Below are 14032 nucleotides of genomic sequence, written 5' to 3' on the forward strand. Positions count from 1 at the left end.
ATGTTATTACGATATTTTTACGATGAAAAATTAGCGCACGCTTCTTATGTTGTGGGATGTCAGGCGAAAGGTGAAATGGTCATTGTTGACCCGATGCGTAATATTGAGCCCTATCTTGCATTAGCAGAAAAAGAAAAGATGCAAATTGTTGGTGCGTTAGAAACGCATATCCATGCCGATTTTGTAGCTGGGTCTCGTGAGTTAGCAGACCGTGTTGGAACAACGATGTATATTTCCGACGAAGGGGATGCTGATTGGAAGTATCAAAACCTTGAAGGAATTCCTCATCAATTATTAAAAGATGGTGATGAATTTACTATAGGTAATCTTATTTTTAAAGTTATGCATACACCAGGACATACGCCAGAAAGTATCTCCTTCTTATTAACGGATCGTGGAGGTGTAGCAGATAAGCCAATGGGGATTTTTACAGGTGACTTTGTCTTTGTAGGTGATATCGGACGCCCTGATTTGTTAGAAAAGGCTGCTGGTATTCAGGGTACATCACTATCTGGTGCAAAAGCGATGTTTAAATCATTAGAACGTTTCAAGGCTTTACCGGATTACATGCAAATATGGCCAGCTCATGGAGCGGGTAGTGCTTGTGGTAAAGCATTAGGCGCTGTGCCATCTTCAACAGTTGGGTATGAGAAGCAATTCAACTGGGCTATGCAATTTGATGATGAACAAAAATTTATTGACGCGTTACTAGATGGTCAACCGGAACCTCCTTATTATTTCGCTGTTATGAAGCGTGTTAATAAAGTAGGAATAGAACTTCTTAAGAACTTACCACCAGTAAAGGCAGTGTCAAACTATGAAGAGATTACTCAACTTCTCGCAGAAGGGAAGCAAGTGATTGATACTAGACCGGCGGAAGATTTCTCACAAGGGTTTATCACAGGTACACTAAACATACCTTACAATAATTCATTGACCAATTGGGCTGGTTGGCTAGTAGATTATACAAAACCATTATATTTATTAATGAATCCTTCTCAACTAGATGATATTTTAATAGCATTACGTTCTATCGGTATCGACAATGTTGTTGGCTATGGAGATGTGACGAAAGTTTTGGAAGAGGCTACTTCCCTAGACAGTTATGAAAATATAACTCCTTTAGAAGCAAAGCCGTTAATTGAAAGTGAAAAAGTTCATGTGCTTGATGTGCGCAATCAAACAGAATATGATGCAGGGCATATTGAAAATGCTCAACATATTATGGTTGGTACACTAGCTAGACGTTTAGATGAATTGCAAACAAATAAAAAAATTGTTGTTCAATGTCAAGGTGGTGCTCGTTCTGCAATTGCTGTAAGTGTACTAAAAGCAAATGGCATTCACGACATTGTAAATTTAACGGGTGGCTATATGGCTTGGCAACAAGAGGTAGTGACTAAATAAATGAGGTTGTTCTAAAAGAAAAATAGCATACTAGTAAGCCTAGTCTGCTATTTTTTTCTTTGCTTAGTACTTCCGAGAGGCATCTTTTGAAGATGAGGAGTGGAAATCGTCATTTTAAATCAAAGATTTTAGTGAGGCGTTGTGAGATTCGTCAATGGAAAGTTAAACGGATTTAGACAACCTTTTTTTCTCGGTAAAAGGGGTTAAAAAATGATTATTGTAAGTTTGAGTATATTCCTTCTTTTTATTGGTAGAATTATTTATAAACGGCATATCCCGGTGCGTCAAATACAGGAGTGTTTACTACAAGAGTTGAAAGTGGGAATGGTGATAGTAGATGTACGTGATTATAATGATTCTTACAAATCACCTACACCAAATGCATTAAATTTACCAATTGCCTATTTAGTACGTCACATGCATGAACTACCCAAAAAGCCCCTTCATATTATTGCGTCAACACAGCTAGAAAAAAATATGAGTGTTCGTATCATTCGTAAAGCGGGGCATGAAGTGAAGAGTTATAGCATGATAGAAGAAAAAGTATAGGGCAAAGTATGCGGATTAGTAACAAGTAAACCTAAAGCCTCCGGACGTAATTATGCCGAGGTATAATTAATACTAGGAGTGTGTTTAGATTGGAGAAAGAACAGCTAAAAAATAAATATTTACAGCAAATATTTCAATATATTCAAGATGGCATCATCATAATGAATCACAACCGTGAAATTTTAATGATGAATCCCTCAGCGAAGCGTTTATCGGGATGGGAATTAGGAGATCGAGTGCCCTTTTGTTCATTTTGTGAAAATCGTCAAAAATCTCCAAAAGAACATACATGTTATTTAATAGAGCATAATGAGGTTCCCTATTTTTTATCGAAAATGCCGACGTATCATGGGAGTAAGATAGACGTTGAAATGAGCACGGCGCTGATGTATACAGATAGTAAAACAAACGAGCAAGAATTTCTTCTTGTATTGCGCGATCAGACCCTTCAGTTAAAGGAAGAAGAGGCTCGCATTTCAAAGCTAATTATAAAAAAGCTAATTGAGGCAAAAGAGGAAGAACATAAAAGGCTTGCGCAGGAATTACATGATGGCGTTGGTCAGTCATTATATACAATATCTGTTGCATTGCAAGCGATAGAATCTTATGTCAAAGACAATGAAAGACTAAATACGTATATCGAAGAAGTACGCAATGAGCTAGAGCAAGTAATGAATGATATTAAATTGTACTCCTATCAGCTTCGCCCACATAGCATAGATCAGTTAGGAATTACACCTACATTAAGCACCCTTGTCGATTCAGTGCAAAAGGTACATCCTGATATTGCTATATCGTTAGAAACAGATTTTGAGGAACGTTGTCATCCATCTGTAGAAATCAATATTTATCGCGTCGTGCAGGAAGCTTTACACAATGTTATTAAATATGCAAAGGCCTCTAAAGTCGTCATTCGACTCGAAAAGAAAGCTACAAATTTATCACTCTATATAGAAGATAATGGCGTAGGGTTTGATCTACAGTACTTGAAAAAAGAAGGGCTCGGTTTAAAGCATATGGAGGAGCGAATTACACTGTTAGGCGGATTTTTTAATATTACTTCAGCTCACAATAAAGGTACACAAATTAGCATTCAAGTACCTAATTGGAAGGATGACTTTAGATGATTCGTGTTTTAGTAGTAGATGATCATGTGCTAATCCGTAAAGGGATTGTTCTTTTATTGGAAAATTATATAGATATAGAAGTTGTAGGTGAAGCGGGTGATGGAGCGGAGGCAATCACTCAGGCAATTTCATTAAACCCAGATGTCATTTTAATGGACGTATCCATTCCACATGGGTTAGATGGATTTACGGCTACTCAAGAAATTCATAAGCAAATGCCTAACGTGAAAATTATTATGTTAACAATGCACAATGAAGTTGCTTATATTCAAAAAGCGATTGCTGTTGAAGCCCATGGCTATATTTTAAAAAATAGTCAAGGTGGAATTCTCTACGAGGCTATCCATGCTGTATATAGTGGTCGCATATATTACAACGTGGGTATTCCTCAGGAGCAGATGGATAAATTATTTGAACATAAGGGGCAAGAAGATCAATGCATTTTAACTGTGCGTGAGCAGGAGATAATGAGGTTAACAGTTCTAGGGTATACGAATATCCAAATTGCTGGGCAGCTATATATTAGTAGTAAAACGGTTGAAAATCATAAATCAAATATTATGCAAAAGCTCAATTTAAGTAATAAAGCTGAGCTTATTCAGTATGGGCTTGCAAATAACTATATGTAACAACTTGTTGCTGTAAGAAGTTGGTGAATATTAAACCTGTGAAGTATTGTGTATATTAATATCAGACGTGTTGATTAACCGTTTTTATCCATTTTAATTATTTAGAAGACGCTGATTTCCGCTACGGGCTACTCGCTTTCCTGCGGGCGAGCGTCGAGCCGCTTCCTTCGCTGTTGTTGCTGCCGCTACGTTAGCACTACGCTTTCGCACAGAAAACATCCGCTCCGTGCAGGGTCTCGTCTGTCTCGCTTTTCCCGCGGGAAGCTTTGCTCTGCGACGAAAGCGAAGCGACAGGAGCACTCGAGTAGCCCTCCGCTACAATCAGCAAAAATGGGCACACATAAGCAAAATATCAACAAAAAAATCCTTTTATCGCTCAATAATAAACCTATATTTTCCTAATCGACACGCCTGTATTAATATATTACTTTTCGCAAAATGAGGGTTGATTTACGTTCCGGCTGGGCGCTTTCCAGGGGGCGTCCGATGAGCCGCTTGGGCCAAAAGGATGTTGGTAACGAAGGCGTTATCACAGTACGTGACGCTCTTAGCCTTCGTTCCTCTATTCTCCAGGGTCTCAACTGTGACGCTGATCCCCAAGGAGTCGCCCAGCCTCCACTCCAATAAACCAATATGTATCTCCTGGCATGCCACTCTAATTTATAGTGATAAAACGAAACTACAGCAACAACGATTTGTCTGTGCGGGTATTTTATAGGAGCGTCGAAACCATCTCGTTTTCCCCCATGGTGAGGCTTGCCTTGGGTGGAAAATAATTAAAAATATCCTATTATAATTTAGGTGGGATCATTTTAGTATGTTAATCATAGCTATAATACTAATTTGGTTCAGCTTTTCAACTCATACTGATGGTGAGGAACTGTTGATTTTTCACGGAGAGTGGCGACTCCTGCGGGATGAGCTTGCGCTGAAAGCCCCGCAGGAACGTAGTGACGAGGAGATTGAAGCCAAGCCCGCGGAAAGCGCTAACTCGGAGTGAAAATCAACCTTTGTTTATTGATACACGTTATTTTATATTTATTCTTTTGTCGACAAGCTGAGATCACTCAAACGATGAGTGGTCTTTTTTTATTTCTATTCAAAATAATTTGCAATATTGTCACAGTGAGTAAAGCTAATAGTGGAAAACCCCTATATGTCTGAAATTGCAGCAGGACTATACTGAAAGCACATAAATAAAAGGAGATGCAAGCACAGTGGATATAACATTTATAATTGTGATTTTCCTGATTGGATTCGTTGGCTCATTTGTGTCCGGTATGTTGGGCATCGGCGGTTCAATCATTAAATACCCAATGCTACTATATATACCGCCGCTTTTTGGTTTAGCAGCATTTTCAGCACATGAAGTTTCAGGTATTAGTGCGGTACAAGTGCTTTTTGCTTCGATTGCAGGTGTTTGGGCATATCGAAAGGGTGGCTATCTTAATAAGCCTCTCATTATTTATATGGGAGGAGCCATTTTAGCCGGTAGCTTTGTTGGGAGCTACGGATCACAGTTTTTATCTGAAAACGGTGTGAATGTCGTATACGGTATTTTAGCCTTGATTGCAGCTGTGATGATGTTTATACCTAAGAAACAAATTGATGATAAGCCATTGGATGAAGTAACCTTCAACAAGCCGTTAGCGGCAATTTTAGCATTTATTGTTGGAATTGGTTCTGGGATTGTTGGTGCTGCAGGTGGTTTCTTACTTGTTCCGATAATGCTTGTAGTGCTCGGTATTCCAACACGGATGACGATTGCAACAAGCCTAGCCATTACGTTTATCTCATCAATTGGTGGAACAATCGGTAAGTTAATGACAGGGCAAGTCGATTACTATCCTGCAGTCATCATGATAGTGGCAAGTTTACTGGCGGCTCCTCTTGGCGCAAAAATAGGTAAAAAAATGAATACGAAAATTTTGCAAAGTATTTTAGCCGTACTCATCTTAGCGACAGCGATTAAAATTTGGGTGGATCTATTATGATGAAAAAACAAAAAGTGGTTGCCTATAAGTCACATGAAAAAAAGCTAATAATTATAAGTTTTTTAGTAGCGGGGATAATGTTTCTTTCAATCATTGGAAGAATTTTTGGTACCTAGGAGATGAAATTAAATGAATGATTCAGCTGTAATGTGGAGTCGGGCCTTAACAGAGTTAACATTGTCATTCCATATCATTTACGCAACAATTGGCGTCGGTATACCTTTAATGATCATGATTGCTCAATGGGTTGGATTAAAAAATAATGACGAGCACTATTTATTACTAGCAAGAAGATGGGCAAGAGGGTTTGTGATTACTGTGGCAATCGGGGTTGTCACTGGTACTGCGATAGGATTGCAGCTATCACTACTATGGCCAAGCTTTATGGAGTTGGCTGGTCAGGTGATCGCATTACCATTGTTTATGGAAACATTTGCGTTCTTTGTTGAAGCGATTTTCTTAGGGCTTTATTTATATACATGGGATCGATTCAAAAATCCAAAGAGACATCTATTATTATTGATCCCAGTAGCTATTGGTGCTTCTATGTCGGCCGTTTTTATTACGATTGTGAATGCCTTTATGAATGCACCGCAGGGCTTTGATCTTGTAGATGGAGAGCTTGTAAATATTCAACCAGTATTAGCAATGCTAAATCCTGCAATGCCAACGAAGGTAGCGCATGTATTAGTAACATCTTATATGACGTCAGCATTTTTATTAGCTTCTATTGCTGCTTATCGTATGCTACGAGGATCAAAGCATGTGTATCATAAAAAAGCATTACATCTTTTATTGAAACTTGGACTAGTATTTTCACTAGCAGCACTGATTGTAGGTGACTTTTCTGGGAAGTATTTGGCGGAATATCAACCAGAAAAATTAGCTGCTGCTGAATGGCATTTTGAAACAAAAGAGGATGCTTCGCTTATGTTATTTGGAGTATTAGATGGAGAAGAGGTAAAATATGCTATCAAAATACCGTACGCATTGAGTGTATTGGCGCATAATAATCCTTTTGCAGAAGTGAAAGGTTTAGATCAATTTCCTGAGGACGAACAGCCGCCACTTTATATCCATTATTTGTTTGACGTCATGGTAGTTATCGGAACTTTACTAATTGTCGTTGCAGCTATTTATGTGCTAGGAAAGTGGCGGGGATGGAAGTTTATTTCTTCAAAAAGTTTTAAGAGAATAGTAGTGGCAGGTGGTCCGCTATCGCTTATTGCTGTTGAGGCAGGATGGTGGTTTGCGGAAGTAGGGCGTCAGCCTTGGATCCTTCGTGGTTATATGAAAACGGCGGAAGGTGCTACAACAAGTGGTCAAGTCGATACTATGCTAATACTATTTGCAGGGCTGTACATTGTATTAGCGATAGGAAGTAGCGTAGTACTTATTCGTATGTTCCGTAACAATCCGATTGAACGTGAAATTGAAGAACATAAACAAGTGGAAGGATGTGCAGAGCAATGAGCTTAGAGATATTAGGAATTTCAGTACTATGGTTATTTCTATTCGGCTATGTCATTGTTGCGTCCATAGACTTTGGAGCGGGCTTCTTTAATGCTTATAGTGTCTTAATTGGTAAAGATCATATATTAGCAAAAGTTATTAAGCGCTATTTATCTCCGGTGTGGGAAATTACAAATGTCTTCCTTGTATTTTTCTTTGTTGGAACGGTAGGCTTCTTTCCTCAAACGGCTTATTATTATGGCACAATTTTGCTAGTGCCAGTCAGTATCTCATTAATATTAATTGCAATTAGAGGGAGTTATTATGCATTTGAATCCTACGGTGGAAAAGGTGGACATATCGGATATACAATGATGTACGGAATTACTGGTTTATTTATACCTGCATCTCTATCTATTGTATTAACGATATCTGAGGGAGGGTTCGTAAAAATTGTAAATGAAGAACCGCATTTACAAATTGCTAAACTTTTCACCAATCCGTTAACGTGGTCTATTGTGCTATTAAGTATAGTGGCAGTTTTGTATATTTCAGCGGTTTTCCTAACATGGTATGGGAAAAGAGCACGAGATGAACATGCTTCTAATTTAATGAGAAAGTATGCACTCGGTTGGTCTTTGCCGCTCATAATAAGTGTAATAGGGATTATGGTGGAGTTAAAGGGACATGTGCCTGAGCATTATGAAAATATGTTAGATCTGTGGTGGCTTTTCGCGATTTCAGGTGTGCTATTTCTTATAACACTAATTCTTTTATTTAAAAAGAAAAACTATGGCATAGCTGTCTTTTTAATGGTTGCCCAATTTGGATTTGCATTCTTCGGCTATGGTATTTCACATTATCCGTATTTACTGTATCCGTATATATCAGTCTATGATAGCTTTACAAATGAAACAATGGCAATTGCATTAGTGATAGCGTTTGTTGGAGGATTGGTTCTGCTCATACCTTCACTTTATTTAGTAATGAAATGGTTTGTGTTTGATCGTGATTATGCTTGCGGTAAACATGATCACCATGCATAGGGGGAATTATAATGAATCAATTTATTATTTTGTACGCACCTTTTCTTGTAGTAGCTATTAGCATTGTGATTGGTTTTTGGATAGGGCCGAAAGATCGTCAAGTTAAGTAATAGGCTTCATCACCGTAATGTGAACGCCGATCCCTAAATTTAATAGGATAGAAGGCTCAAAAAAGGGCTATATGGAAAGTCGTGAGTGTTTGACTTTCTATATAGCTCCTTTTGTTAATGTGGTTAATTTACTTGATGCAACGCTCTGATGGTCGCTCAATTTTTACATAGCGCCATAAGCTATTAGCGATATCACGTGCCTCTTCTGTGTGTTCGGTTTCGACGAATGCTTTCCGGAAAGGTGTAAGAAGTGATTCAATGATAAAGAGCTTTGGTTTCTCACGCTGTAATTCCTCTAATAAGAATTCTACGTACTCTAAGCCTTCCGCTGTTTCATTCTTCGATAATCCCTTCTTAAAGCCTGTTAATTGCTCGATGACCGTTTCCTTATCAACTGTTTTATAGTTCGCGACGTTTTGTATCGTGTTGATCATTTCCGTACTAATGAGGATTTCTTTTGATTCAAGCATAACGGGTATAATTACGCTAATATTGCGTAATGCTACACGTACAATGGCTTCGCGATTTATATATTTATAATCAGCAATTAAGACAGCACGTATTGAAAGGTTAATCATACCAAGTGTTTGCACAGCACATTCGTAGCTAATTGGACTAACTTCTTCTCCGAAAACTTGAACAAGTCGATTGGCAAGCCACTCCAGTTCTTGTAAATGATAGTTTAAAATAATTTTTTTCAGTTCATTATCACGAGAATGGAAAACCGATTCAAAAATTTGAATTAAATTATGTTCTCGATTGACATACATGAGTACCGCAACTTGCTGTGTTAATACTTCCAAATCAGTAGGATCTTTGCCGTAAAGAAGTTCGTGGCGGCGATTACTTGCCTCCTCACGCCCTTCATCTAATATGGCGATTAAGCATTCATTTTTAGAAGAAAAATGATTATAAAATGTACCCTTTGAAATTTTAGCTGCACTAATGATGTCGTTAATAGATGCATCTACGAATCCTTTTTCAATAAAAAGAGCACGAGCAGCAGTAATGATTTGTCTTTTTCTTTTGTTCATAACCTCACCTTTTTTAAAATATTATACTCTTATTCTATAGTTAAAACGCCTATATATCAATATTTATAAAAAATATAATCTTAATTCTTGAAAAAAGTAGACTGCGAGTATAAAATAAGTTTTATCGAAAAAAACAAGAAAGAATTGAGGGATATAAATGAATAGTGGTCAAACACTGCAAAAGCCCCCCTATGGCATGATTGGTATTTTATTTGTGGGTGCTTTTGTTGCTTTTCTTAATAACACATTGTTAAACGTTGCGTTACCAACAATCATGAAAGATTTTGACATAACGTATTCAAAGGTACAATGGCTAGCAACAGGTTATATGCTTGTAAGTGGTATTTTAGTACCTGCTTCAGCATTCTTCGTAACACGCTTTAAAAATAGACATTTATTTATTGTAGCGATGTCAGTCTTTACAATCGGTACAATTATGGCTGGCTTTGCACCTAACTTCGGTACGTTACTTGCAGGTCGTATGGTGCAAGCAGCAGGTGCTGCAAGTATGTCACCACTTTTAATGAATGTAATGTTAATTAGCTTCCCAAAAGAAAAACGTGGGGCGGCAATGGGTATTTTTGGTTTAGTCATGATTACAGCACCAGCGATAGGTCCTACATTATCTGGATATATTGTTGAACATCATGATTGGCGTATGCTATTCCAAATGATTATTCCGTTTGCTGTAATTAGTTTATTGTTTGGTATTTGGAAATTAGAAAACGTGATGGAAACACGTGAAGTTCATTTAGATTTTCCTTCAGTACTATTATCAACAGTTGCGTTCGGTGGTATTCTATATGGTTTCAGTACTGCAGGGGATAAGGGCTGGTCAAGTCCTTGGGTATATGGCACAATTTCAGTTGGCCTTCTTGCTTTAATCATCTTCATATTTAAACAACTACGTATGGATCAACCTTTACTTGAATTACGTATTTATAAATATCCAATGTTTGCACTGGGATCAGCTATCTCGGTTATCGTGTCAATGGCTATGTTCTCGGGGATGATTTTAACACCTGCTTATGTACAATCGATTCGTGGAATTGATCCATTTGAAGCAGGCTTAATGATGCTTCCTGGGGCACTTGTAATGGGAATTATGTCGCCGATTACAGGGAAACTTTTTGATAAATTTGGACCGCGTCTATTAGCGGTTATCGGTTTAACGATTACAACAATTGCGACATTCGGTTTAACAAAGTTAGAATTAGATTCAAGCTATACATTTATCGTGTCTATGTACACAATTCGTATGTTCGGTATGTCAATGGTTATGATGCCAATTATGACAAACGGTTTAAACCAATTACCACAAATGATGAACCCACATGGTACAGCCATTAATAATACTTTACAGCAAGTGGCAGGGGCGATTGGTAGTGCTGTGATGGTAACGTTCATGAATAACCGTACAAAAGCAACAGCCGAAGATTTAATTGCAGAAGCAAAAGCCAATGCAGCGCAATCAGGTGTTGCAGCAACGCCAGAACAAATGCAACAAATGCAGGATCAGATTACACAAACTGCTTTATTAGATGGTATTACACACTCATTCTTAATAGCAGCTTGTGTTACAGTCCTTGCGCTAGTGCTTGCCTTCTTCCTAAAACGTGTAAAAATTGAAAGCTCAGCGGCTTCAGTGGATTTGAAAAAACCAACTAAATAATTTTGATATATAGACCTGTTAGTAGAATTTTTCTTCTAACAGGTCTTTTATATGATTTATCGATAAATGAGGCAATTTGGGTGATAAATCGTAATTAGTAGTCAATAAACTTAAAAAGTTGGTCGATAAATCAAAAAATGTAGGCGATAAATTTTTACTTATTGAGTATTACATGCAGGATGAAGGGGAAGTTTAAACAGACCAAATAAAAATCAAGTGTTATACAGAGATATTTAAAATTGTGGATGACATCTTATATAAGTTGATTGGGGTGGAGGTTGGGGATTAGCAATAGAGGAACGAAGGCTAAAACCAACACATCCTGTGATAACCTCTTCGTGACCAACATCGCTGCCGCTTCGCTTTCGCGCAAAAAACATCTGTTGGCCCGAGACCCTGGAGCGAAGCGGATGTTTTCTGTGCGAAAGCGTAGTGACAGCAACAACAAAGCGCCCCCAGCCGGAATGGAAATCAACCACACGTTATGGTAATGATCCTTCGAGCTCAAAAATAACAGTAGGGACAAAAAGTAAACTTAACTACGATATATAGTTACAAATCAATGAATTTTGAAAAGATTGTCGAAATTGTGATTTAGCTCATTGAAATAATGTACAAACAACCTTATAATGGAGGTTGTAACGTCACCAAGACAAGATAAGGATGGAATTATGATGCACTTTTTGCGAAATAAAGTTAACATTGTAATAACAAATTATACAAATTGTTATCCAGCTCTTGAGACTGGTGATTTGTAAGATATACGCGCTGTAACGACTGTTAAGAAGTGCCTTAATGGTCTTTTTTACATGGAAGCAATAAAATTAAAATAGTGATAGTGATGGCAAAGGAGAGTTCAAAATGTCAGAAACGAATAACCAAACACAGTCTGAACAATTAACTGTGAGTCAAGAACAACTGGATGTGCTAGATCAATTATTAAAGCCTGAGGTTCAGGAATCACTTACAACTTTAGTTGAACAATTACCTAAGTTAACTGAAATGATGACGTTATTAACAAAATCATATGAGTTTGCTCAAGCTGTTGCAACTGACGAAGTACTGAAAAATGATACTGTTGGTGCGGTATCAGAAATGGCAGGCCCAGTAGTAGGCTCAGCTAAAAATCTTGCAGCTACTGCAATTGAAGCGAAAGACCGTGCGTCTGAAAGCCAAGAAGTAATTGGTTTATTCGGTCTTATGAAAATGTTAAAAGACCCACAAGTTCAAGGTGTTTTCCGTTTTGTTAATGCTTTCTTACAAGTAAGCGCTGAACGTAAAGCTAAATAAGACTCGACTTGAGATATATTCAAAACGTAAGGACGGAGGATTAATTAATCATGTCAAAAGAAATCGTCATCTTAGGTGCTGGTTACGCTGGCGTTTTAACTGCATTAACTGCACGCAAGTATTTATCAGCTGATGAAGCTAAAATTACTGTTGTAAACCAATTCCCAACACACCAAATCATCACTGAACTTCACCGTTTAGCTGGTGGTACTATTGCTGAAGGTGCTGTTGCTTTACCACTTAAAAAAATCTTTAAAGGTTTAGATATTGATTTACAAATTGCTAAAGTAACAAAATTCAATGTAGACACTAAAAAAGTGGACCTAGACAATGGTTATACTTTAAATTACGATACTTTAGTAGTATCTTTAGGTAGCCAAACTGGATTCTTCGGTATCCCTGGATTAGAAGAAAACTCAATGGTACTTAAATCAGTGAACGAAGCAAACAAAATTAACAAACACATCGAAGACCGTATTAAAGCATATGCACAAACAAAAGACGAAGCAGATGCGACAATTGTTATCGGTGGCGGCGGTTTAACAGGTGTTGAGCTTGTTGGCGAAATCGTGGACAACTTCCCGAAAATCGCAGCAAAACACGGTGTTAACTTTGCTGATCTTAAAATCAAACTTGTTGAAGCTGGTCCAAAAATCTTACCAGTACTTCCAGATGTACTTATCCAACGTGCTACTGAAAGCTTAACAAAACGTGGTGTTGAATTCATTACTGGTACTCCTGTAACAGGTGTTGATGGTAATGTTATCGCTCTTAAAGATCGCGAATCAATCGTTGCCAATACACTTATTTGGACAGGTGGGGTAGCTCCACTTCCAATCGTAGGCGAGTCTGGCCTTGCTGCTGACCGCGGTAAAGCTACGATTAACGAGTTCTTACAATCTACATCTCATAATGATGTATTCGTAATTGGTGACGCATCTGTTGCATTACCAGCTGATGGCGGACGTCCGCTATACGCACCAACTGCTCAAGTTGCATGGCAAATGGGTGAGTGCGCTGGTTACAACCTATTCGCACAATACAAAAACCAAGAGATGAAACCTTTCTCTGCAATTAACTCTGGTACACTTGCAAGCTTAGGCCGTAAAGACGCTGTTGCGACTATCGGTGCTAGCAACACAGAACTTAAAGGTCTTCCTGCAACACTTATGAAAGAAGCGTCTAACATTCGCTATCTTACACACATTAAAGCGCTATTCGGCTTAGCGTACTAATAATTTAAGGGCATGAATCAATAGTAATATTGAATTCATGCCCTTTTTGTTTTATTAGGGTAGCTAGAGCGGTAGAAAAAATTAGAGCGACGAAAAGAAGAGCCAGAGTGACGGAAAGAAATCGGAACGACGGAAAGAATAGTCAAAGTGACGGATAGCAGAACCAGAGCGACGGAAAGAACGGTCAAAGTGATGGATAGCAAGGCTAGAGCGACGGAAAGAAATCAAAGCGACGGATAGAAGAGTCAGGGCGGCGGAAAGAAGAGCCAGAGCGACGGAAAGAACGGTCAAAGCGACGGATAGCAAGGCCAGAGCGGATAGAAATCAAAGTGACGGATAGAAGAGTCAGAGCGACGGATAGCAAGGCCAAAGCGACGGAAAGAAGAGTCAGAGCGACGGAAAGAAATCGGAACGACGGAAAGAATAGTCAAAGTGACGGATAGCAGAACCAGAGCGACGGAAAGAACGGTCAAAGTGACGGATAGCT

General features: G+C 38.3%; 13 protein-coding genes. 11 read left to right on the forward strand and 2 right to left on the reverse strand.

The genetic code is table 11. The annotated features are described in order from the left end of the window. The 8 genes from ACFXN8_RS17730 to cydS all read left to right on the forward strand — a co-directional run bounded on the left by ACFXN8_RS17730 (position 1) and on the right by cydS (position 8314). The gene (locus ACFXN8_RS17730; protein WP_386846928.1) at positions 1-1407 is read left to right on the forward strand and encodes an MBL fold metallo-hydrolase; all 1407 of its coding nucleotides are present in this window, start codon (positions 1-3) and stop codon (positions 1405-1407) included. A gap of 210 nt (positions 1408-1617) precedes the next feature. Then, positions 1618-1956 (forward strand): rhodanese-like domain-containing protein, encoded by a 339-nt coding sequence (locus ACFXN8_RS17735; protein WP_376077125.1) that lies wholly within the window; start codon positions 1618-1620, stop codon positions 1954-1956. Positions 1957-2045: 89 nt separating this feature from the next. Continuing rightward, on the forward strand, positions 2046-3083 hold the full coding sequence (locus tag ACFXN8_RS17740) for a PAS domain-containing sensor histidine kinase (RefSeq protein ID WP_376077122.1): 1038 nt from the start codon (positions 2046-2048) through the stop codon (positions 3081-3083). Beyond that, the gene (locus ACFXN8_RS17745) at positions 3080-3712 is read left to right on the forward strand and encodes a response regulator (RefSeq protein ID WP_376077120.1); all 633 of its coding nucleotides are present in this window, start codon (positions 3080-3082) and stop codon (positions 3710-3712) included. The genes ACFXN8_RS17740 and ACFXN8_RS17745 overlap by 4 nt, the downstream gene beginning before the upstream one ends. A 1217-nt stretch (positions 3713-4929) precedes the next feature. After that, positions 4930-5706: a sulfite exporter TauE/SafE family protein gene (locus ACFXN8_RS17750; RefSeq protein ID WP_386846931.1), complete on the forward strand. Its 777-nt coding sequence runs from the start codon at positions 4930-4932 to the stop codon at positions 5704-5706. Between the two features lie 129 nt (positions 5707-5835). Further along, a complete protein-coding gene (locus tag ACFXN8_RS17755) occupies positions 5836-7179 on the forward strand; it encodes a cytochrome ubiquinol oxidase subunit I (protein ID WP_386846933.1) in 1344 nt (447 codons plus the stop codon). Next, complete coding sequence (locus ACFXN8_RS17760; protein WP_386846935.1) at positions 7176-8204, forward strand: cytochrome d ubiquinol oxidase subunit II; 1029 nt, start codon at positions 7176-7178, stop codon at positions 8202-8204. The genes ACFXN8_RS17755 and ACFXN8_RS17760 overlap by 4 nt, the downstream gene beginning before the upstream one ends. An 11-nt stretch (positions 8205-8215) precedes the next feature. After that, positions 8216-8314 carry a cytochrome bd oxidase small subunit CydS family protein gene (cydS, locus tag ACFXN8_RS17765; RefSeq protein WP_386846937.1) on the forward strand — a complete coding sequence of 33 codons (99 nt, stop codon included), beginning with the start codon at positions 8216-8218 and terminating at the stop codon, positions 8312-8314. 128 nt (positions 8315-8442) lie between these two features. Here cydS and ACFXN8_RS17770 read toward each other — a convergent pair whose 3' ends face one another. Beyond that, positions 8443-9348 carry a TetR/AcrR family transcriptional regulator gene (locus ACFXN8_RS17770; RefSeq protein WP_386846939.1) on the reverse strand — a complete coding sequence of 302 codons (906 nt, stop codon included), beginning with the start codon at positions 9346-9348 and terminating at the stop codon, positions 8443-8445. A 157-nt stretch (positions 9349-9505) separates the two neighbouring features. Between ACFXN8_RS17770 and ACFXN8_RS17775 the strand changes: the two genes are divergently transcribed. From ACFXN8_RS17775 to ACFXN8_RS17785, 3 genes are all read left to right on the forward strand, one after another. Continuing rightward, positions 9506-11020, forward strand: coding sequence for a DHA2 family efflux MFS transporter permease subunit (locus ACFXN8_RS17775; protein ID WP_376077102.1), 1515 nt, complete (start codon positions 9506-9508; stop codon positions 11018-11020). Positions 11021-11881: 861 nt separating this feature from the next. Continuing rightward, positions 11882-12310: a DUF1641 domain-containing protein gene (locus tag ACFXN8_RS17780; RefSeq protein WP_376077095.1), complete on the forward strand. Its 429-nt coding sequence runs from the start codon at positions 11882-11884 to the stop codon at positions 12308-12310. 50 nt (positions 12311-12360) lie between these two features. Continuing rightward, positions 12361-13545, forward strand: coding sequence for an NAD(P)/FAD-dependent oxidoreductase (locus tag ACFXN8_RS17785; RefSeq protein ID WP_376077092.1), 1185 nt, complete (start codon positions 12361-12363; stop codon positions 13543-13545). A gap of 287 nt (positions 13546-13832) precedes the next feature. On the opposite strand, the gene ACFXN8_RS17790 is transcribed toward ACFXN8_RS17785, so the two are convergent. Beyond that, a partial coding sequence (locus ACFXN8_RS17790) for a hypothetical protein (protein WP_386846942.1) occupies positions 13833-14032 on the reverse strand: 200 nt, incomplete at its 5' end.

Source organism: Lysinibacillus sp. NPDC059133 (assembly GCF_042755925.1).
Lineage (GTDB): Bacteria > Bacillota > Bacilli > Bacillales_A > Planococcaceae > Lysinibacillus.

Excerpts from the sequence above, each read along its gene's own strand:
- ACFXN8_RS17780 (WP_376077095.1), top strand. The coding sequence starts at position 11,882 with ATGTCAGAAACGAATAACCAAACACAGTCTGAACAATTAACTGTGAGT.
- ACFXN8_RS17755 (WP_386846933.1), top strand. The coding sequence starts at position 5,836 with ATGAATGATTCAGCTGTAATGTGGAGTCGGGCCTTAACAGAGTTAACA.
- ACFXN8_RS17785 (WP_376077092.1), top strand. The coding sequence starts at position 12,361 with ATGTCAAAAGAAATCGTCATCTTAGGTGCTGGTTACGCTGGCGTTTTA.
- ACFXN8_RS17735 (WP_376077125.1), top strand. The coding sequence starts at position 1,618 with ATGATTATTGTAAGTTTGAGTATATTCCTTCTTTTTATTGGTAGAATT.
- ACFXN8_RS17770 (WP_386846939.1), bottom strand. The coding sequence starts at position 9,348 with ATGAACAAAAGAAAAAGACAAATCATTACTGCTGCTCGTGCTCTTTTT.
- ACFXN8_RS17730 (WP_386846928.1), top strand. The coding sequence starts at position 1 with ATGTTATTACGATATTTTTACGATGAAAAATTAGCGCACGCTTCTTAT.
- ACFXN8_RS17775 (WP_376077102.1), top strand. The coding sequence starts at position 9,506 with ATGAATAGTGGTCAAACACTGCAAAAGCCCCCCTATGGCATGATTGGT.
- ACFXN8_RS17745 (WP_376077120.1), top strand. The coding sequence starts at position 3,080 with ATGATTCGTGTTTTAGTAGTAGATGATCATGTGCTAATCCGTAAAGGG.
- ACFXN8_RS17760 (WP_386846935.1), top strand. The coding sequence starts at position 7,176 with ATGAGCTTAGAGATATTAGGAATTTCAGTACTATGGTTATTTCTATTC.
- cydS (WP_386846937.1), top strand. The coding sequence starts at position 8,216 with ATGAATCAATTTATTATTTTGTACGCACCTTTTCTTGTAGTAGCTATT.